21 protein-coding genes are annotated in these 19,906 nt (G+C 73.5%); 5 read left to right on the top strand and 16 right to left on the bottom strand.

Going from position 1 to position 19,906, the window contains the following annotated elements; genetic code table 11:
- Positions 1-22 precede the first annotated feature (22 nt).
- The 12 genes from D7223_RS14270 to D7223_RS14215 all read right to left on the bottom strand — a co-directional run bounded on the left by D7223_RS14270 (position 23) and on the right by D7223_RS14215 (position 10,537).
- The gene (locus D7223_RS14270; RefSeq protein WP_120728848.1) at positions 23-1,249 is read right to left on the bottom strand and encodes an RNA polymerase sigma factor; all 1,227 of its coding nucleotides are present in this window, start codon (positions 1,247-1,249) and stop codon (positions 23-25) included.
- Positions 1,249-1,665, bottom strand: coding sequence for a YciI family protein (locus D7223_RS14265; protein ID WP_120728847.1), 417 nt, complete (start codon positions 1,663-1,665; stop codon positions 1,249-1,251). Before D7223_RS14265 ends, D7223_RS14270 begins: the two co-directional genes overlap by 1 nt.
- Positions 1,647-1,946, bottom strand: coding sequence for a hypothetical protein (locus tag D7223_RS33520; protein WP_238161924.1), 300 nt, complete (start codon positions 1,944-1,946; stop codon positions 1,647-1,649). The genes D7223_RS14265 and D7223_RS33520 overlap by 19 nt, the downstream gene beginning before the upstream one ends.
- A 59-nt stretch (positions 1,947-2,005) precedes the next feature.
- On the bottom strand, positions 2,006-3,220 hold the full coding sequence (locus D7223_RS14255) for an SLC5/6 family protein (RefSeq protein WP_147252509.1): 1,215 nt from the start codon (positions 3,218-3,220) through the stop codon (positions 2,006-2,008).
- Positions 3,213-4,025 carry a sugar phosphate isomerase/epimerase family protein gene (locus D7223_RS14250; protein WP_238161923.1) on the bottom strand — a complete coding sequence of 271 codons (813 nt, stop codon included), beginning with the start codon at positions 4,023-4,025 and terminating at the stop codon, positions 3,213-3,215. The genes D7223_RS14255 and D7223_RS14250 overlap by 8 nt, the downstream gene beginning before the upstream one ends.
- The gene (locus tag D7223_RS14245; RefSeq protein WP_120728915.1) at positions 4,022-5,131 is read right to left on the bottom strand and encodes a dihydrodipicolinate synthase family protein; all 1,110 of its coding nucleotides are present in this window, start codon (positions 5,129-5,131) and stop codon (positions 4,022-4,024) included. Before D7223_RS14245 ends, D7223_RS14250 begins: the two co-directional genes overlap by 4 nt.
- A 101-nt stretch (positions 5,132-5,232) precedes the next feature.
- A complete protein-coding gene (locus D7223_RS14240) occupies positions 5,233-6,384 on the bottom strand; it encodes a Gfo/Idh/MocA family protein (protein ID WP_120728845.1) in 1,152 nt (383 codons plus the stop codon).
- Between the two features lie 29 nt (positions 6,385-6,413).
- The gene (locus D7223_RS14235) at positions 6,414-7,208 is read right to left on the bottom strand and encodes an ABC transporter ATP-binding protein (RefSeq protein WP_120728844.1); all 795 of its coding nucleotides are present in this window, start codon (positions 7,206-7,208) and stop codon (positions 6,414-6,416) included.
- Positions 7,209-7,212: 4 nt separating this feature from the next.
- On the bottom strand, positions 7,213-8,211 hold the full coding sequence (locus tag D7223_RS14230; protein ID WP_120728843.1) for an ABC transporter substrate-binding protein: 999 nt from the start codon (positions 8,209-8,211) through the stop codon (positions 7,213-7,215).
- Between the two features lie 55 nt (positions 8,212-8,266).
- Positions 8,267-9,247, bottom strand: a complete 981-nt coding sequence (locus D7223_RS14225; RefSeq protein ID WP_202864646.1) for an ABC transporter permease — start codon at positions 9,245-9,247, stop codon at positions 8,267-8,269.
- A gap of 194 nt (positions 9,248-9,441) precedes the next feature.
- Positions 9,442-10,200, bottom strand: a complete 759-nt coding sequence (locus D7223_RS14220) for a cupin domain-containing protein (protein WP_120728842.1) — start codon at positions 10,198-10,200, stop codon at positions 9,442-9,444.
- Positions 10,193-10,537 (bottom strand): cupin domain-containing protein, encoded by a 345-nt coding sequence (locus tag D7223_RS14215; protein ID WP_120728841.1) that lies wholly within the window; start codon positions 10,535-10,537, stop codon positions 10,193-10,195. The genes D7223_RS14220 and D7223_RS14215 overlap by 8 nt, the downstream gene beginning before the upstream one ends.
- A 94-nt stretch (positions 10,538-10,631) precedes the next feature.
- Between D7223_RS14215 and D7223_RS14210 the strand changes: the two genes are divergently transcribed.
- The 5 genes from D7223_RS14210 (at position 10,632) to D7223_RS14190 (ending at position 16,544) form a co-directional block, all read left to right on the top strand.
- Complete coding sequence (locus tag D7223_RS14210; RefSeq protein WP_120728840.1) at positions 10,632-11,732, top strand: LacI family DNA-binding transcriptional regulator; 1,101 nt, start codon at positions 10,632-10,634, stop codon at positions 11,730-11,732.
- A gap of 110 nt (positions 11,733-11,842) precedes the next feature.
- The gene (locus D7223_RS14205; RefSeq protein WP_120728839.1) at positions 11,843-12,931 is read left to right on the top strand and encodes a phosphotransferase family protein; all 1,089 of its coding nucleotides are present in this window, start codon (positions 11,843-11,845) and stop codon (positions 12,929-12,931) included.
- 52 nt (positions 12,932-12,983) lie between these two features.
- A complete protein-coding gene (locus D7223_RS14200) occupies positions 12,984-14,228 on the top strand; it encodes an MFS transporter (RefSeq protein ID WP_120728838.1) in 1,245 nt (414 codons plus the stop codon).
- Between the two features lie 154 nt (positions 14,229-14,382).
- Positions 14,383-15,633, top strand: coding sequence for an HNH endonuclease signature motif containing protein (locus D7223_RS14195; RefSeq protein WP_120728837.1), 1,251 nt, complete (start codon positions 14,383-14,385; stop codon positions 15,631-15,633).
- Positions 15,634-15,884: 251 nt separating this feature from the next.
- Positions 15,885-16,544, top strand: coding sequence for a Type 1 glutamine amidotransferase-like domain-containing protein (locus D7223_RS14190; RefSeq protein ID WP_120728836.1), 660 nt, complete (start codon positions 15,885-15,887; stop codon positions 16,542-16,544).
- An 89-nt stretch (positions 16,545-16,633) separates the two neighbouring features.
- Here the strand turns inward: D7223_RS14190 and D7223_RS14185 are convergent, their stop codons facing one another.
- The 4 genes from D7223_RS14185 to D7223_RS14170 form a co-directional block, all read right to left on the bottom strand.
- Positions 16,634-17,557, bottom strand: a complete 924-nt coding sequence (locus tag D7223_RS14185; RefSeq protein WP_120728835.1) for an AEC family transporter — start codon at positions 17,555-17,557, stop codon at positions 16,634-16,636.
- A gap of 118 nt (positions 17,558-17,675) precedes the next feature.
- On the bottom strand, positions 17,676-18,326 hold the full coding sequence (locus tag D7223_RS14180) for an HAD family hydrolase (protein ID WP_120728834.1): 651 nt from the start codon (positions 18,324-18,326) through the stop codon (positions 17,676-17,678).
- 124 nt (positions 18,327-18,450) lie between these two features.
- The gene (locus D7223_RS14175; protein ID WP_158610890.1) at positions 18,451-18,897 is read right to left on the bottom strand and encodes a nuclear transport factor 2 family protein; all 447 of its coding nucleotides are present in this window, start codon (positions 18,895-18,897) and stop codon (positions 18,451-18,453) included.
- A 483-nt stretch (positions 18,898-19,380) separates the two neighbouring features.
- On the bottom strand, positions 19,381-19,767 hold the full coding sequence (locus D7223_RS14170) for a DUF6578 domain-containing protein (protein ID WP_158610889.1): 387 nt from the start codon (positions 19,765-19,767) through the stop codon (positions 19,381-19,383).
- Positions 19,768-19,906: the final 139 nt, after the last annotated feature.

The following is a 19,906-nucleotide window of genomic DNA, read 5'->3' as shown; positions in this document are numbered from 1 at the left end:
TCGGCCGGCCGAGCTGGCGAAGTCAGCCCAGCGTGGCCGCCTTGCGCAGCAGCACCGAGCGTTCGCGCTGGTTGGCGCAGAGCCGGGCCGCCAGCTCCAGCTCGGCGCGCGCTTCCGGTCGCCGGCCGAGCCGGGCCAGCAGTTCACCGCGTACGGTCGGGACCAGATGCGAACCGGGGAGCCGGTCCGAGGCGATCAGCTCGTCCACGATGGCCAGGGCCCGCGCCGGGCCCGAGGCCATGGCAACGGCGACGGCCCGGTTGAGTTCGACCACCGGCGAGGGTGCGACCCGGCCGAGTGCCTCGTAGAGCACCACGATCCGGTCCCAGTCGGTTGCCTCGACCGACGGTGCCGACGCGTGGGTGGCGGCGATCGCGGCCTGCAGACCGTAGGCGCCGAGGCCGCGAGTCGCGGCCTTGGCCAGCGCGGTCAGCCCACGGCGGATCGCCGAGCTGTCCCACCGCCGCCGGTCCTGGTCCTCGAGCAGGACCGGCGAGCCGTCCGGGGCGGTCCGGGCCGGGAAGCGCGCGGCCGTCAGCTCGCACAACGCGAGCAGGCCGTGCACCTCTGGCTCGTCCGGTTGCAGCGCGGTCAGCGTGCGGGCCAGTCGGATCGCCTCGTACGCGACGTCGGGGCGCAGCAGCTGGTCGCCCGCCGCGGCTGTCGACCCCTCGGTGAAGATCACGTAGATGACGCTGAGCACGCCGGCGAGCCGCTCCCGGCGCTCGGCGGCCGGCGGCAGCTCGAGCGGCACCCGGGCCGCCGCGATCGTCTTCTTGGCCCGGGTGACGCGGGCCTGCACGGTGGGCACGGGCACCAGGAACGCGCGGGCGATCTCCTCGCTGGACAGGCCGCCGACCACGCGCAGGGTCAGCGCCACCCGAGCCTCCGGGGAGAGCACCGGGTGGCAGCTGACGAACATCAGCGCGAGCACGTCGTCGTCGATCCGGTCGGGATCGACGTCCGCGTCGACCGCCGAGTCGACCGCCAGGTCGGCCGCCAGCAGGGCGTACCGGTCCTGGAGGGCGACCCGACGGCGGATCGCGTCGATCGCCCGCCGCCGGGCGGTGGTCATCAGCCAGCCGGCCGGATTAGCCGGAGCGGCGTGCGGCCACGACACCAGCGCCTCGGCCACCGCCTCCTGGGCCGCGTCCTCGGCCAGCCCGAAATCGCCGGTGAACCGGGTCAGCGCGGTGACGATCCGCGCCGACTCGATCCGCCAGACGGCCTCGACATCGGGCGTACCCATCAGATCTGGCCGCTGGTCTCGCGCCGGGCCCCTTCCTTGACGAACGTCCCGTTGTCCTGCGGGACCTCGTCACTCCCGGCCACCCGCCGGACCTCGATCTTGGACCCGGGGGCCGCCGGGACCCGCGTGGCCCACTCGACCGCCTCCTGTTTCGAGGCGACGTCGAGCAGGAAGAAGCCCCCGAACAGTTCCTTGGTCTCGCCGTACGGCCCGTCCGTGACCACCGGGGCCTCGCCGCCGAAGTCGACCACGACGCCCTGGCCCGGATCGTCCAGCCCTTCCGCCTCGAGGAGAACCCCGGCCTTGATCATCTCCTCGATGAACTGGCGGGTCCTGGCCATCATCTCGTCGATGTCGGCCATCATGGCCGCGTTCGACTCGTCGGTGCCCCGCATGATCAGCAAGTACTTCGACATCGCGTTCTCCTCATCCGGCGGAGCCGCCACTCGGCCCTCGCACCCTGAGGTCGAACGAGTGACCCGTGGATCGACACGGCCCGGGAAGTATCTCGCCGGATGACGACAACCAGGTACGGCCGGATGTAGTCGTAGGACGCCTGGGACACCGTCAGCTCGCCGCCGGAGTCCCACGCCACGTCACCGCTGAGCAACCAGCCGAACAGCGGTCCGGGCTGGTCGTTCTCGTCCGCGACGGAGCCGTCCACCGACACCGAGCGGTAGATGACCTCTGTGCCCACCGGCCGCTCCTCTGCGTGGGGGTCCTTCCGCGTACCCCGATCTCGCCGGCCACGACGGGTCACCGGCGCCGGTACGGGTGCCGGACCAGGGTGAGCAGCACCGCCAGCGCCAGGCCGAACAACGGCGCGCCCGTCACCCCGGCGACGGTGGCGACCACCGCGACGACCGCTGCCGGCACCCAGCACCAGGCCGGGACCGGGCGCGACGCGCGCCCCCGGCGGCGCGCCGCCGCCTCGACCGCCATCGGCACCACCAGCGCCGGCAGCGCGGCGGCCAGCAGGGTCAGCCAGGACAGCAGCGACCGGTCGAACCGGGCCACCGCGAGCAACCCGCCGAGCCCGGCCACGGCGGCGGTCGCCACCGCGGGCGGCACCCGGGGCGCGAGGCCACGAACCGCGAGTCCACCGGAGTACGTCGTGGTCAGCGCGGCGGCGAACACGCCGACCGCGACGAGCAGGTTGCCCCATCCGGCCACCCCGGCGGTGGCCAGGACGGCGACGACGTCGGCCGAGCCGGTACGCGACCACAGCCCCGCCCCGACCACCACGCCCAGCAGGGTGGGTACCACCAGCAGCCCGACGCACCAGGCCAGGTCCCGGCGGCGGGCCAGCCCGACGCTGAAGTCCGGGGCGCGGACGGCGAACACGGCCACGTACCCGACCAGCGCGGCGACGTCGGCCCAGGTGGCACCGGTAACCGGTGCGGAAACGTCGACGCGGACCGGCGCGGTCGGCGGCGGGAGCGCCACCAGGCACCACCCGACGAGGGCCACCGCGCTCAGGGTGGTGGCCACGGCGACCCGGTTGCCGAACCGGACCGAGCGCAGCGACACGGCCAGCACCAGGGCCTCCAGCAGGACCGGGCCGGCCCAGCCGGGCAGCTGGGCCAGCGCGGACAGCGACGCGCCGCCGAGACCGACGTTGAAACCGTTCCAGCCGATCATGGAGGCCGCCAGCACCCCGGCGAGGACGGCCCGCGGGACCCGCCGGACGTACGCCGGCAGCACCCCGGTCAGCGGACGACCGTCGCCGCGCGGTGGCCGCAACCCGATGCGGCCCTGCCCCCAGAGCAGACCGGCCATCAGGGCCGCCCCGACGAGCAGACCGGCCAGCGGCACCGCGCCGCCGTGCCGGGCGGCCATCGCCGCGCCCAGCACCAGGGCGGCCGGGGCGGTGCCGATGCCCAGCCAGGCACCGGCCGCCCCGGTCCACCTCCGCACCCCCACGCCCGGCGCCGCGGCGACGCCGGGCGGGTCGGGACGCGGCTCAGGCAACGTGGCGCAGGTAGCCCGCGATCGAGGCGTCCAGGACCTCCCGGCCCGGCCGCGCCCACACCTCGGCGGAGAAGACCTCCACCTCGACCGGCCCGGTGTAGCCGACCGCGTCGACCGCCTCGCGCAGGCGACGCAGCTCGATGCAGCCCTCACCGGGCAGCGCCCGCCCGAGCAGCACGCCCTCGGGCAGCGGTGTCACCCAGTCGCAGACCTGGAACGCGGCGATCCGCGCGCCCGCGCGGGCGATCTGCGCGTACACCGTGTCGTCCCACCACACGTGGTACGCGTCGACGACGACGCCCACCACACCCGGGTCGAACGCCTCGGCGATGTCCAGCGCCTGCCCGAGGGTCGCGACCACGCACCGGTCGGCGCAGAACATCGGGTGCAGCGGCTCGATGGCCAACGTCACCCCGGCCGCCGCCGCGTGCGGGGCCAGCTCGGCGATCGCGTCGGCGACCCGCCGCCGGGCGCCGTCGACGTCCCGGCTCCCCGCCGGCAGGCCCCCGGATACCAGCACCAGCACCGACGTGCCGAGGGTGGCGGCCTCCTCGATCGCCCGCAGGTTCTCGTCCCGCCAGCCGTCGGCGGTGAAGAAGCCACCCCGGCACAGCGAGGTGACCGCCAGGCCGGCGTCGCGCACCAGCTTCGCGGCGCGGGTCAGCCCGTACCCGGCGACCGGCTCCCGCCACAGACCGATCCCGGGCACCCCGGCGTCCACGCAGCCGGCGACCGCGTCCTCCAGCGGCCAGTGCTGCGACGTCGCCTGGTTGAAGGAGAACCGCCCCAGCCCCGGCTCAGTCACTGGTCCACCCCGGCGACGGTGAAGAACGCCCGTGCCCGGGCGGCGGCCAGGTCGGCGTCCGGGAGCAGGCCGGCCTCATCGGCGAGGGTGAGCAACGTGGCCAGGTGCGCCGGCGAACGCCCGGACTGCAACCCACCGACCATGGTGAAGTGGTCCTGGTGACCGGCCAGCCAGGCCAGGAACACGATGCCGGTCTTGTAGTACCAGGTGGGCGCGCCGAACAGGTGCCGGGCCAACGGCACGGTCGGCGGGAGGATCTCGTCGTACGCGGCGACGTCGCCCCGGTCCAGCGCGGCCAGCGCGGCGGCGGCGGCCGGTGCGATCGCCGCGAACACCCCGAGCAGCGCGTCGGAGTGCCCGACCTCGTCACCCCGGATCAGCTCCGGGTAGTGGAAGTCGTCGCCGGTGTAGAGCCGCACCCCGGCCGGCAGCCGGCGGCGCAACGCCACCTCCCGGTCGGCGTCCAGCAGCGACACCTTGATCCCGTCCACCCGGGACTCGTGTGCCTTGATCAGCTCGACCACCGTGTCGGCGGCCAGGTCCAGGTCGGTCGTCCCCCAGTAGCCGGTCAGCGCCGGGTCGAACATCGGCCCCAGCCAGTGCAGCACCACCGGTTCGTCGGTGGCGGCGAGCAGATCGTCGTACACCCGCAGGTAGTCCTCGGGCCCGCGGGCCGCGGCCGCGAGGTGCCGGCTGGCCATCAGCACCGGACGGGCCCCCGCCTCGCGTACCTCCGCCAGCTGCTCCCGGTAGGCCCGGGTCACCTCGGCCAGGCTCGCCGGACCGGCCGGCAGCTGGTCGGTGGCCACCCCGGCCACGATCCGGCCGCCCACCGCGCGGGCCTCGGCCGCGCTGCGCCGGATCAGCTCCCGGGTGGTCGGGTGGTCCAGGCCCATGCCGCGCTGCGCGGTGTCCATCGCCTCGGCCACCCCCAGCCCGTACGACCAGAGGTGCCGGCGGAACGCCAACGTACGCTCCCAGTCGAGCACCGCCGGGGCACCCGGCACGTTCTCCGCCGCCGGGTCGGCCACGACGTGCGCGGCGGCGTACGCGACCCGGCTCGCCGGCGGCCCGGCCGGACGCGGGTGGCCGTGACCGCCGCGCATCCGGTACCGGACCCCGCCGGGAAGCCGCACCTCGACCGGGGTCACAGATCCGCCTTCCGTTCGCGACTGCGGGGCTCGCAAACCCGGCTCACTCCTCGCGCTCACAGGCCCAGCTCGGGCACGTCGAGCCGGACGCCCTCGCGGGCCGACCGGAGTCCCAGCTCGGCCAGTTGCACGCCGCGCGCGCCGGCCAGGAAGTCCCAGCGGAACGGCTCGCCGACCGCGACGTGCCGCAGGAACGCCTCCCACTGCACCTTGAACCCGTTGTCGAAGTCGTCGTTGTCCGGCACCTCGGTCCACTGGGCGCGGAAGTCCTCGGTGACCGGCAGGTCCGGGTTCCACACCGGTTTCGGGGTGACCGCCCGGTGCTGCGCCCGGCAGTTGCGCAGCCCGGCGACCGCGCTGCCCTCGGTGCCGTCGACCTGGAACTCGACCAGCTCGTCCCGGTTGACCCGGACACACCACGACGAGTTGAGCTGGGCGATCACCCCGCCGTCGAGTTCGAAGATGCCGTACGCGGCGTCGTCGGCGGTCGCCCGGTAGGTGCGGCCGGCCTCGTCGACCCGCTCCGGGACGTGGGTGGCGGTGACGCAGGAGACCGACCGGACCCGGCCGAACAGCTCCTCCAGCACGTACTGCCAGTGCGGGAACATGTCCACCACGATCCCGCCGCCGTCCTCCGACCGGTAGTTCCAGGAGGGACGCTGGGCGGGCTGCCAGTCGCCCTCGAACACCCAGTAGCCGAACTCGCCGCGTACCGACAGGATCCGGCCGAAGAAGCCGCCGTCGATGAGACGCTTGAGCTTGCGCAGGCCGGGCAGGAAGAGCTTGTCCTGCACCACGCCGGTCCGGACCCCGGCGGCGCGGGCCGCCCGGGCCAGGTCCAGCGCGCCGCCGGTCTCCTCGGCGAGGGGCTTCTCCGTGTAGACGTGCTTGCCGGCCTCCAGGGCGGCCCGGATCGCCTTCTCCCGCTGCTGGGTGACCTGGGCGTCGAAGTAGATCTCCACGTCGTCCCGGGCCAGGGCCTCGCTCAGGTCGGTCGTCCAGTCGTCCAGGCCGTGCCGTTCGGCGATCTCCCGGAGTTTGCTGGCGCTGCGCCCGACCAGCACCGGGTGCGGCCACAGGGTGGTCCCGTCGGCCAGGGGCACGCCGCCCTGCTCACGGATGGCCAGCAGCGAGCGCACCAGGTGCTGGCGGTAGCCCATCCGCCCGGTGACGCCGTTGACGATGATGCCGATCGACCTGCGGGTCATGGTGTTCCTTTCGTTTCACGGGTGCCTGCTCAGTGCGCGGCGACGCTGCCGAGCAATCCGCGCAGTTCGGTGGCGAGGCGGTCGAAGCGGGCGTCCGACATGACCTGCGCGTAGTCGCGGTGGGCCGGCAGGTCGACGTCGAAGGTGCGCAGGATGCGCCCCGGGCGGGGGCTCATCACGACCACCCGCGTGCCGAGGAAGACCGCCTCGGCGATGGAGTGCGTCACCAGCACCACCGTGGTGCCGGTGTCCCGCCAGATGCGGTTCATCTCGGCGTTCATCGACTCCCGGGTGAGGGCGTCCAGCGCGCCGAACGGCTCGTCCATCAACAGCACCGGCGGGGAGTGCAGCAGGGCGCGGCACAACGCCACCCGCTGCTGCATGCCGCCGGACAACTCGTGGGGCAGCGCCTTCTCGAAGCCGCGCAGCCCGGTCATCTCGATCAGGCCGTCGGCCCGCTGCGCGGCGGCGCGCCGGTCCATTCCCCGCATCTCGGCCTGGAGCAGGATGTTGGCCCGTGCCCCCCGCCACTCCAGCAGGGCGGCCCGCTGGAAGACGAAGCCGATGTCCTTCTGCGGACCGGCGACCGGGCGGCCCATCAACGACACGTCGCCGCTGGTCGGCCGGACCAGCCCCGCCACGATCTTGAGCAGGGTGGACTTGCCGCAGCCGGACGGTCCGACGATGGTGACGAACTCCCCGGGCGCGATGCGCAGCGACACGTCGTCCAGGGCGGTGGTCTGCGACCGCTTGGAGGTGAACCGGACGCTCACCCCGGAGAGGTCGATGGCGGTGCCGGTCCGGACCGGCGTGCCGGCGGCCACCGGGTCAGCCCTTCGCCGCGTAGGAGGCGTCCCAGTACGCGGTCGGTGCGCCCGGGTCCTTCAGCTCCGCGTACCGGGACATCAGGTCGACGGTCTCGCCCCACTGCGCCTCGGTGTTGACCCCCGGTGCTTCGTCCGTGCCGATCAGCGGCAGGGCCAGGGTGAGCTGCTTGGTGAGCACCTCGGCGGGCGGTTCGTTCTCGGCCAGCTCGGCCATCGCGGTGACCGCGCCGGCAGTGTCCTTCGCGGCCTCGGTCCAGGACTTCTGCGTCGCCCGGACGAACCTGCGGGCCAGCTCCGGGTCCTTCTCCAGGGTCTGGGTGTTGGCCACCAGGCCGGTGCCGAGCAGGTTCATCCCGTAGTCGGCGAAGAGCAGCACGTCGACCTTCTTGCCGGTCTTGTTCTCGATGGTCGGGGCCTGGTCGTGGAAGAAGCCCATGATGGCGTCGACCTTGCCCTCGGCCAGCGCGGCGATCTTGCCGGCGGCGTCGACGTTGACCACCTTGACGTCACTCTTGGTCAGGCCGTTGCGCTCCAGCCAGGCGGGGAAGGTCGCGTAGAGGGCGTCGCCCGGGGTGCCGCCGACGGTCTTGCCCTTCAGGTCCTGCGGGGTCTTGATGTTCTTCTCGGCGAAGAACTCCACCGAGGCCGGCCCCTTCTCCAGATAGGAGCCGATGCTGCGGACCGGCATGCCGCTGGCGACGGACTTCACCAGCACCGGGCTGTCCGCCCAGCCGAAGTCGGTCTGCTTCTGGGCGACCTGCTTGATGGTGTTGCCGGAGCCGTTGCCGGGCTGGATCTTCAGGTCGATGCCCTCGGCGGCGTAGTACCCCTTGCTCAGGCCGTAGTAGAAGGGTGCGTGCTCGCCGTACGGGACCCAGTTGAGGGTCAGCGTGACGGTCTTCTTCCCGCCGGCGTCGGTTCCGTCGTCGCCGCCGCAGCCGGTGGCCGCGAGCAGCAGTGCGGTGGACAGGAGCAGGGCGGTGGTGGCGGTGCGCTTCATCGGTGCCTCCGTGTCGGTGGGAAACTCAGAGGGGTGCGCGGTACGGCGGGTGCGGTCAGGAGGTGGTGAGCGGAACACCGGCGCGTCGGCTGGCGTGCCACGGGATGAGCAGTGCCTCGGCGATCTCGACCAGGACGAACAGGACGATGCCGATGGCGGACATGAGGATCAGGTCGGCGAAGAGCAGCGCCGAGTCGAGATTGCCGTTGGCCAGCAGCAGGACGTACCCGAGCCCCTCGCTGGCGCCGACGAACTCGCCGACCACCGCCCCGACCACCGCGAGGGTGACCGCGACCTTCAGGCCGGCCATCAGGTGCGGCAGCGCGTTCGGGAAGCGGATCTTGCGGAAGGTGCGCCACGGTCCGGCGCCCATGGTGGACGCCAGGTCGAGCAGCTCCGGGTCGGTCGAGCGCAGGCCGGCCACCCCGGAGATGACCACCGGGAAGAACGCGATGAGCACGGCCAGGATCACCTTCGGGGCCAGGCCGAGCCCGAACCACACCACCAGCAGCGGCGCGATGGCGATCTTCGGGATGACCTGTGCGAACAGGACGATCGGGTAGAGCGCCTTGTCCAGGGTCCGGGAGTAGGCGATGGCGACGGCGGTGGCCAGGCCCAGCGCGGCGGCGAGGACGAAGCCGAGGACGGTCTCGTAGAGCGTGACCAGGGTGTGCCGGGCAAGCTCGGACCACTGGTCGGTCATCGTCGTCCACACCTGGCCGGGGGTGGGGACGAGGTAGTTCGGCACGTACTCGCGGGCGGCGACGAACCACCAGGCGGCGAACACCGCCACCAGCACCAGCGCGGGCCGCCAGAAGGCGTCGGCCAGCGCGGTGACCCGCCGGCCCAGGCCGGGACCGGACGGCCGGTCGGTCGGCGTCCCCGGCACGCCGGCCGGGGCGGCGCCGTGGGCGGGCGGGTGCCCGGCCGGGTCCGCGTGGTCGCGGTCGCCCGGTGTCGCGGCCGTCGGTACGGGTGTTCCGGCCGTCGGCACGGCGGACCGGCGGCCACCGGTCTCCAGAGCGTTGTCGGTCACGCGATCCTCCTTCGAGCCCGGAGACGTCCGGTGTGGACCGGGCCGGGTCAGCGAGTCAGGCAAACGCTTTCCTGGGAGCGTAGGGGCGGGTTCACCGCATAGGCAAGGGCTTTCCTCTATCGATTTCGGTGCCGGTCCTCCCGACGGCCGACCGGCCGGCGGCCCGGTTGCGGCCCACGGGCCGGTGCCGCCGGTCAGCCGCCCGCGGGGTAGGTGTCCAGCAACCCGCACATGCCGAGGCGCCCCCGCTCGACCGGCTCGGGCACCGCGTACACCCGGGCGTCGGCGAGATGCCCGGCGTCGCCGGCGGCGAGCGCGTCGAGTTGCCCGCCGGTGCGCGCGGCGGCCGCCGCCGCGCCGGCCGTCCAGCGCTCTCGCCACTGCGCGATCAGGGGGCGGCGCAGCGCGACGGCCGCGTCGAGGAACCGCCGCAGCGCCGGCCGGCCGCCGGCGCGCAGCGCCGCGAAGCCGGCCACCGCCAGGTCGCGGCGTCGGTACGCGGCGGCCACGTCCGCCCCCGGCGCTCCCCCGCCGGGCAGCGCCGTCGCCGCGGCGTAGGCGCCGGGATCCGCCAGGTACTCGGCGGGCAGGGTGAGCACCGCGTCGCCCGCCTCGGGCAGGCCGCTGTTCTGCATGAGTACGACGATGCGCAGTCCACCGTGGTTGACCAGGCGGTGCACGGTGCCGGGGGTGAACCACACGACCGCGCCGGGCCCCAGCGGCGTCTCGGCGAAGCTGTCCATGGTCAGCGTCTGCACCACACCCGACCCACCGGTCACCACGTACGCCTCGGTGCAGCACAGGTGCACGTGCGGCGTCCCGCCCACCAGGCCGTCCGGGCCCGCGGTGTCGTAGACGCACAGCCGGGACACCCCGACACCTCCCGGCAGCGGATCCAGCGGCACGGCGGCCGGCGGTACCCCGGTAGCCGTCCGCGTCCCGGCCTCACGCATCGAAGTACTCGTCGGTGTCGTCGGCGGCGGGCAGCGACACCAGCAGCACCTTCAGGTCACCGATCGCCCGGTGCCGGCAGCCGGGCCGGATCAGGAACGCGGACATCGGACGGGCCGGGTGACGCACCCCGTCCAGCTCGATCTCCCCCTCCCCCTCCAGCACCACGTAGTACTCGGTGGCAACCTTGTGGTGGTGGGTGACCGCGTCACCCACCTGGAGCAGGTGGATGCTGGCCTGCCCACCGCTCTCGGTGACGAAGGCGCGGCGGGTGGTGCCGCACGAGCACCGCTTGGGCGGTAGCTCGTCCAGCTGGACGACGGCGTGGCGGTCGGACATGGCGGGGCCTCCCTGCGGGAAAGGGCTTTCTTTGCGGTACGGTGACGCTAGCCCGCACGGTGAAATGCCGTCAACAGTCAGTGAGGGGGCGGCCATGGCGACACTGTCCGACGTGGCGCGACGGGCGGGCGTCTCACCCGCCACCGCGTCCCGCGTGATCAACGGCAGCAGCAAGCCGGTGACCGAGGACCTGCGGGAACGGGTGCTGCGCGCCGTCGCCGACCTCCAGTACGTGCCGAACGCCCACGCCCAGCTGCTGGCGCGTTCGCACCGCACCGCCGTCGGCGTCATCGTGCACGACGTGTCCGACCCCTACTTCGCCGAGATCACCCGGGGCCTGCAACGGGTCGCCACCGACCAGGGACGGCTGCTGATGATCTGCAACAGCTACCGCGACCCGGACCGGGAGCTGGAGTACGTCGAGTTGCTGCGCGGCCACCAGGTCGCCGCGATCATCATGGCCGGCTCGGGCTACCACGACGCCACGTTCACCAAGCGGCTCAACGAGAAGCTGACCGCGTACGAGGAGACCGGCGGCCGGGTGGCGGTCATCGGCCGGCACGAGCACTCCGGCGACGCCGTGATGCCGGACAACCGCACCGGCGGCTGGCTGATCGGCACCGAGCTGTGCGCGCTCGGGCACGCCGAGATCGGCGTGGTGGCCGGCCCGGAGGTCCTCACCACCACCACCGACCGGCTGGCCGGGTTGCGGGCCGCGCTCACCGAGCACGGGCGCAGCCTGCCCGAGCACCGCATCCGGTACGCCGAGTTCGACCGTGACGGCGGCGCCGCCGCGACCGCCGCCCTGCTCGACGCCGAGCCGGCGCTGACCGCCGTGGTGGCCCTCAACGACTCGATGGCCATCGGCGCGCTCGCGTTGCTGCGCTCCCGCTCGGTGCCGGTGCCGCAGCAGGTGTCGGTCACCGGCTTCGACGACATGCCGATCGCCCGGGACGTCACGCCGGCGCTGACCACCGTCCGGTTGCCCCTGGTCGAGATGGGCGCGCGGGCGATGGCGCTCGCGCTGGACCCCGGCGCCGGGGGACCTCGGGTGGAGGTGCTCGCCGCCGAGGTCGTCCGCCGGGACAGCACCGGACCGGCCCCGGACGCGGGCACGGCACGGGTCCGGCCGACGAACCAGGCCGGATCGGGACGGCGGGTCCGGCGGGCGGCTGCCGGCCGTACCCCGTCGTAGTATCGGCCGATGGCCCGCGACGCCCACCCGGACCTGACCGCGGCCGTGCCACAGGCGGTGGCCCCCACGCCGCGGCGCCGTCCGGTGCCGGGCCCGGTCGCCGTGAGCTGATGGCCTACCCGGACAGCCCCACCCGGCGCGCCCTCTCCCCCGAGGACGTGGCCCGGTACGTGCACGCCTCGTTCGGGGCCGACCGCCGGACCGCCGACTGCGGGCCGCTGGCCGGTGGCGGCTTCGCCGCCGTCTGGTGGGTACGGCTCGACGACGGCCACGACGTGGTGCTCAAGGTCGCCCCCGCGCCGGACGTGCCGCTGCTGCGCTACGAACGCGGCCTCGCCGCCGCCGAGGTGCGCTACTTCCGGCTGGTGGCCGCCGCGGCGCCCACCGTCGCGGTGCCACCCGTGCTGCACCACGGCGTCGATCCTGACCTCGGCGAGTGGGTGTTCACCGGTCGGCTGCCCGGCCGCGCGCTGAGCGATCTGGCGTCCACCGGCGTGGACCTGGACCGGGTCCGGCACGACTTCGGACGTACCGTCGCGACGCTGCACCGCGTCACCGGCGACCGCTTCGGCTACGCCGACACCGCCGACACCGGCCGCGACGGCCACCGGTCCCGGCCCGGCGGGGACGGCTCACGCGCGCGGCCCGGTGGCGGCCGGGCCGGCGCGGCCACCTGGCGCGACACCTTCGGCGCCATGGTGGACGACCTGCTCGCCGACGCCACCGACTGGGCGGTACGGCTGCCCGTGAGCCCGGGGCGGATCCGGTCGCTGGTCGACCGGTACGGCGACCCGCTCGACGAGGTCCGCCGTCCCGCGCTGGTGCACTTCGACGGGTGGGACGGCAACGTCCTGGCCGCGCCCGACGCCGGCGGCGAACTCCGGATGTGCGGTCTGGTCGACGGCGAGCGCTGGCTGTTCGGGGATCCGTTGCTGGACCTGGTCTCCCCGCTGCTCTTCCGCCGGGCGGAGGACGAGCCCGCGCACCCCTTCCTGCGCGGCTATGCCGAGGCCACCGGCGCACCGGCGCTGCCCGACGAGGCGGCGCGGCGACGTCTCGCGCTGTACCGGCTGCACCTCTACCTGCTGATGACCGTGGAGATGCCGAGTCGGGGCATCACCCGGCAACGCGACCCGGACCGGCACGCCCGGCTGGCCCGTCTGCTCACCGCCGAGGTGCAGCACCTGGAACGCCACTGACCAGCCGGCGTCTGCACCTCGGCAGGCAACGGCAGCCCGTTACGGTGTCGGGATGACGGACAACTCCCGGTCGCTCGGCCGGCCCTTCTGGACCTTCTGGAGCGCCACCGCACTGGCCAACGTCGGTGACGGCATCCGCCTGGCGGCGTTCCCGCTGCTCGCCGCCGCCCTGACCGACAACCCGATCGGTGTCGCCGCCGTCGCGGCGGCCCAGATCCTGCCGTGGCTGCTGGCCGGTCTGCTCGCCGGTTCCCTGGCCGACCGCCGGGGGGCACGGACGATGATCGCCGCCGCCGACGTGGGTCGGGCCGTGGTCCTGACCGTGCTGGCCGTGGCGGTCGCCGTCGGCGGGGCGACGATCCCGCTGGTCGCGGGCGCCGCCTTCCTGCTCGGGGTGGGCGAGACGCTGCGGGACACCGCCGCCCAGACCGCGGTGCCCCGCCTGGTCCGCGACGACCAGCTCGAACGGGCCAACGGTCGCCTCGTCGCCGGCGAGGTAGTCGGAAACGAGTTCGTCGGTCCTCCGGTCGGCGCCCTGCTCTTCGTCGTCGGTGCCGCACTGCCCTTCGCCGCCAACGGTGCCGCGCTCGCCCTGGCGATCATGCTCGTGCTGTCCCTGCCGATCACCCTGCTCGGTGCCGTCGCGGCGCCGCAGGCCGCCGGGCGGGACCGTTCGGGGGTGGACGGTCCTCGTGGCGACTCAGCGCTGGCCGGCCTGCGGTGGCTGGTCCGGCAACCTCTGCTGCGTACCCTCGTCCTGGTCGGCGCGGCCGTCGCCGCCGCGGACGCGGCCTGGTTCGCGGTCTTCGTGCTGTACGCCCGGGAGAGCCTCGGCCTGGACGCCCTGGGCTTCGGCCTGCTCCTGGCCACCGGCGCGGCCGGCGGACTCGCCGGCTCCTTCGCGGCCGACCGGCTGGTCTCGCGGTTCCGGCACCGGTCGGTGTTGACCTGGTCGATGGCGGTCACCGCCGGAGTGCCGGTGCTTCTCGTGGTGGCGCCGAACCGGATCGCCGCCGTCACCGTCATCGTCGTGACCAGCGCCGCGTTCGCCGTCCTGAACGTGGCCGCCCTGTCGGTGCGCCACCGTCTCGTACCCGGCGGCCTGCTCGGGCGGGTCGTCGCCGTCTCGCGGATGACCACCTACGGCTGCGCCGCGCTGGGCACCCTGGCCGGCGGCGCACTCGCCGCGAGCGCCGGTGCCGACGCGCCGTTCCTCTTCAGCGGCACGATCGCCGTCGCCGCCACCGCCTTCTGGTGGGTGGCGTCGCGGCCGCCGGCACCGGACGCGGCCGGCTAGCGCGAGCGGGCGGCCACGCGGCCGCCGGGACTCAGAACATAGGCGGTGCCGTGGCCGGCGAGCCGCCGGATCCGCCCCCGTCAGCGGCTCCGCTCCCACATGGAGCCTTACCGCAGGCGGCGAAACTGTCGTACAGGTGTCCTAAAGTAGTCGCATGGTCACGGCGATCGGGCAACTCCGCGCGGCGGTCGACGACGTCGTCGACGTGTCGCCCTGGGCATTGTCCGAAGCGGACCTGATCGCCGCGCTCGACGCCGTGCACCTGCTGGAGCAGCGACTGGCGGCCGCCCGGCTGGGTCTGGTGCGGGAGGTCGACAGCCGGGGGCTGGCCACCGCGCAGGGTGCCGCCTCAACGGCTGGCTGGCTCCGCGACCGGTTGCGGATCACCGGCCGGGCCGCACGGCACATGGTGGCAGCGGCGGTGAGCCTGGACGCGGGTCCGGCGCCCGCACGGTCGGCGCTGGCGCAGGGCACGATCACCGTCGAGCAGGCCCTCGTGGTGGTCGAGGCCGTCGGCGCGCTACCGGTCGAGGCCGGACCGGAGGTGGCGGACAAGGCGGCCCAGGTGCTGGTCGACCTCGCCGCGGTGCACGAGCCCATCGCCCTGCGCCGTCTCGGCGCGCGCATCCTCGACCATGTCGCACCCGATCTGGCCGAGCGAGCCGAGGCCGAGGCCCTGCGACGGGCCGAGGAGCGCGCACTGACCCACCGGCACGTCACCATCTCCGAGCAGCCCGACGGGCAGGTCCGGCTGAGCGGTCGCCTGGACGGCGAGACGGCTGCGCTGCTCCGGGCGGCGATCGAGCCTCTGTGCCCACCGTCGGGCACCGGCGACGACCGCGGCCCGGGCCAGCGGCGGCACGACGCCCTCGCGGAGGTCTGCCGCCTGGCCCTGCGCACCGGCGACCTGCCCGAGCACGGCGGCGACCGACCGCAGTTGGTCGTTTCGGTGGCGCTGGACCCGCTGGTCAACCGACTCGGTGCCGGGACCCTCGACACCGGCCTGCGGCTCAGCCCGGCCGCTGTCCGGCGGATCGCCTGCGACGCCGCCGTCCTCCCGGCCGTCCTCGGCGGCGACGGCCAGGTCCTCGACGTCGGCCGGCAGCGGCGACTGGTCACCGGCCCGCTGCGTCGCGCCCTCGTGCTGCGGGACGGCGGGTGCGCGTTCCCGGGCTGCGACCGTCCGCCCCGCTGGTGCGACGGCCACCACATCCGACACTGGTCCGACGGCGGGGCGACCCGCCTGGACAACGCGGTCCTGCTCTGTGGCCACCACCACCGCGTCGTCCACCAGGGCGACTGGACGGTGCGGCTGGGGCCCGACGGGCGTCCCGAGTTCCGGCCACCGGCCTGGCTCGACCCGCACCGCTCCCCACGGCGCAACCTCTACCACCGGCGCTGCTGAATCCCAGTCGATCTCGACCTACGCACGGCGACTGGACCTCGTCGTGGCGGCGATCCACGTCGGTGACGTTGTGTGACGGGCGTCGTGGAGCCAGCCGTCTCGCGACGTGCGGACCGGCCGATGTGCGTGCGGAGGGCGTGAGGGGTCGCGACGGCGATGAGTTTCGTCGGGGTGTCCAGTCTGTACTCCCATGCACCCGATCTCTCCACTCGCGGGGAGACCGTCATGACCGCTACGTACCGGAGGCAACCGTGAAGCTTCTTCTCACGTCCGCGGGCGTCAACAACACGAGCATCCGCGATGCGCTGGTCGACCTGCTGGGCAAGCCGATCGCCGACTCCAGCGCCCTCTGCATCCCTACGGCGGCCTACCCCATGGGCGGGCCGGCTTCGGCGTGGCGCTTCATCACCGGGCAGACGCCGCTACCCATGTGCGATCTGGGTTGGAAGTCGCTGGGCGTCCTCGAGCTGACAGCGCTGCCCAGCATCGGCGACCGGCGGTGGGTTTCCTGGGTCCGGGAGGCCGACGTCCTGCTCGTGGCCGGCGGCGATGCGACGTACCTGTGCCACTGGATGCGGCAGTCCGGGCTGGCGGATCTCCTGCCGTCGCTGCGGGACACCGTCTGGGTGGGGTTGAGTGCGGGGAGCATGGTGCTGACCCCCCGGATCGGTGCGGACTTCGTCGAGTGGCGGTCCGCGCCCGACGACCGCACCCTGGGGGTCGTCGACTTCTCGATCTTCCCGCACCTGGGTCTCGAGCCGGACAACACCATGGCTGGTGCCGAGAGATGGGCGGCCGAGATCGCCGGCCCGGCGTACGCCATCGACGACCAGACGGCCATCACGGTGACCGACGGCACCGTCGAGGTCGTTTCCGAGGGGCACTGGAGGCTGTTCCCGCCCGCCGCATGATCAGGCGATGATCGTGGGTGCAGACCTGGCCGCCAGCGCCATGGTCGGCGTGACCCACCATGATTGCGGGGACGAGTCAGCCGACGGACCTACCCGAGCAGCGCCGCCGCCGCGGCCAGAGTGGCCAGCGACAGTGTCGTGGTCACCACCACCGCCCGGTTGGCCATGGCCTCGCCGACGCCGTACTCCTGGCCGAAGATGAACGTGTTCTGCGCCGTCGGCAGGCCCGCGCAGACCACCACGGCCAGCAACTGCGGCGCGGACAGGTGCAAGGCCAGCCCGGCCGCGTACGCGATGACCGGCTGCGCGACGAGCTTCAGCGCGGTGATCACGGCCAGCTCGGCCGGCTCGACCGGCAGGTCCCGCGACGGGGCCGTGCGGTGCAGCGACGCGCCGAGCGCGACCAGGGCGGCCGGAACCGCGGCGCCCGACAGCAGGGTGAGCGACGCGCCGGCCGCCGACGGCAGATGCAGGCCGGCAGCCGAGCACGCGACACCGAGCAGCGACGCCAGGATCACCGGGTTGCGTACCGGCAGGGAGGCGATACGGCGGACCCGTACCCGCCCGGCCGGGTCACTGTGCCGGTCCAGGGCGACCAGGATCACGGGCGTCACCACCAGCACCTGCAGCAGCACCACCTCGGCCAGGAACGACACGTCGCCGAGAAGCTGCGTGGCGATCGGGATGCCGAGATTCGCCGAGTTGACGTACCCGGCGGCCATGCCCCAGATCGGCCGTTCTTCGGCCGTACGACCGAACAGCCGGCTCGCGCCCACCCACCCGAACCCGACGACCGCGGCGGTGCTCACCCCGAAGGCGAGCAGCGGGCGGCCGGCGAACCCGGAGAGCGGCATGCGGGACAGGGCCAGGAACAGGGCGGACGGCATCGCGAGATGAAACACGAACCGGCCGAGCACCGACGCCACCGCCTCGCCCAGCAGGCCCCCACGACAGGCCGCGTAGCCGACCGCGGTAAGGATCCAGATCGGCGCGAACGCCGACACCATGCTCATCCGGGCTGCACCGGCGGGCGGGCGTCGCACCGGCTCACGAACCGGTGGGCGTCCGGGGCGGACGAGTCCACGAACCCGTCCCGTCTGGACCGGGCAACCATCCGGCTCATCCGCGGCTTCAGGCCGTGTTCAGCAGGGTCGGGAGTTTGCGCATGTCGTCGAAGACCACCGTGTTCGGGCCCTCCAGCCGGTGCGCGGGGGTCAACCCGCCCGCATAGCCGAAGCAGCGCATCCCGGCGGCGCGGGCTGCCTGGACCCCGTACTGGCTGTCCTCGACCACGACGCATGCCGCGGGCGGGACACCCATCGTCGCCGCCGCGTGCAGGAACAGGTCGGGGGCGGGCTTGCCGTGGGCGACCTCGGTCGCGCTGAAGATGCGGCCGTCGAAGCGGGGATACAGGCCGGTGCGGCCCAGGGTGTGGCGCATCTTCTCGTGCGTACCGCTGGAGGCCACGCACGTCGGCTGGGTGATCTCATCGAGTGCGTCGCTGATTCCGTGCACCGGGGTCAGGCCCGCGTCCACCGCCTGGCGGTGCGCCAGATCGAACCGGTCCGCCCAGGTGGCAGCGACGCCCTGTCCCAGACGAGCCGCGATCTGCTCAGTGATGGACCTGCTGGACCGGCCGATGAAGCGCTCGATGACCTCCGCCTCGGTCAGCGGCCAGCCCAGATCCGCGCCCAGCGCGACGTTGACACGGACCGCGATGTGCTCGCTGTCGACCAGCACGCCGTCACAGTCGAAGATGACTAGCCCGACCGGATTGATCATCCGGTCAGGCTAGTCGAGGTGGGGCGAACCCGGGGCACGCACGCCTCCGGCAGGCGCCGGCCCCGTACGGCCGAGGCGGTGGACGCCGAGGAGAGTGCACGGGCGAGCAGGTTGCCGGCCCCGCTCAGCCCTCGCCACCCTGCTCGGACGGGCTGCGGCGCTCGGGGAGCGGGGACCGCAGGTGCCGCCCGGCTCGCCCGGTCGGCCTGGGAAGCCTGATTGATCGGCTCACCGGGCGAAGACACCGATGTTTCCCTCGATCCAGCTGGCTCGGGCTACCAGCCAGCACGTTCGCGGTTGCCGTGGCGGTGTCACCCGTCACGTCGGCGATCACCCCGGTGACCACGTGCTGCGTGCCGTCCAACACACCAAGCTCCCGCCGCCACCGGTCCACCTGCTCGGGGCCGGAGAGAGTCTCCGCCTCGCCGCCGCTCATCGCGGTGTAGTCGACGACCACGGTGTCGGCGAACGTCGCCACCAGAGCGTCCCAGTCCCGGCGGTCCACGAACCAGGCGTACTCGGTGATCACCCGCTGGATGGCGAACTGGTCGACGAGATCCTCGTGGTACATGGCATGGCTCCTCTTCGTGGCGACGGGACGCGGCGACTCGGGGCGCCCCATCACCGATCGGTCAGGTGGCGTCGAAGGCCGGATACAAGCTGGTGCCGCTCGCCACATCGAAGGCTTCGGCTCCGACCGGCGGGTTCCAGACGTCACCGTAGCGGCTGCGACTGAAGGTCTACTGGTCGGTTTCGCGGACACTCATGGTATTTGTCCTCTTCTTCGGTGCGTCGGAGGGGACAGTGCAGGTCGACCAGTCCCGTCCCCGGCGGACGCAGCGGCGAGAATCCACCCACCCTCCAACAGGTCGTCGACGTCGTCGTGGCACCGCTGTACGCAGCCCTTCTGTTCGGCACCACACCGACCGACCCGGCCACCCTCGTCGACCGCTGCTGAGGCCGCATCCCGACCGTTGACCGGCCGGCAGGGTCACCGCGGCGTTCGACCTCGACCGGGCCGCCCGGATCGCCGTGACAGCGATCAGGTCCACGTCTATTCGCCGACGAGTCGCACCACGTACCCGGCGAACGTGAGGTCGCCCCGGTCGGGAGTCCATCCGTCCGCGGACCGGACCGAGGTCATGGCGCCGGATCCGGGCACGGGGTGACGGTGAGTGGGGCGTTCGTCAGACAGCGGGGCATAGCGACAGTGGACGGCATGAATCGAGGCGACGATCCCGGTGACCGGACTGAGATCCTCGCTGACGCGTCCATGGTGCTCCTCGGCCTGGTCGACACCAGCGGTCAGGTCGCTGCCCAGCACGAGCCCGGGCCACTCGGGGTCCAGGTCTCGTAGCCTCCAGGAGACCCGGTCGCCGACCGCGAACGGCTCGCCGCAGCACTGCATCTGCCAGTCGTCCACCCACACCCTGATCTCCACAGTGCCATTCTCGTACCCGACACCGGTGGTGACCCACGGCGGCAACCGATCACCCGCCTGTTCGGCTTCCGGTGTCCGACCTCTGGGGTCCCGGGTCCGGCGCGCGGGTCGTCCGGCGCCGGCACGCCGGTCGGGACGG

Source organism: Micromonospora endolithica (genome assembly GCF_003626595.1).
In the GTDB taxonomy this organism is placed as follows: domain Bacteria; phylum Actinomycetota; class Actinomycetes; order Mycobacteriales; family Micromonosporaceae; genus Micromonospora; species Micromonospora endolithica.
Note: the sequence above shows the minus strand (reverse complement) of the source record. Positions and strands in the feature narration are given on the sequence as shown.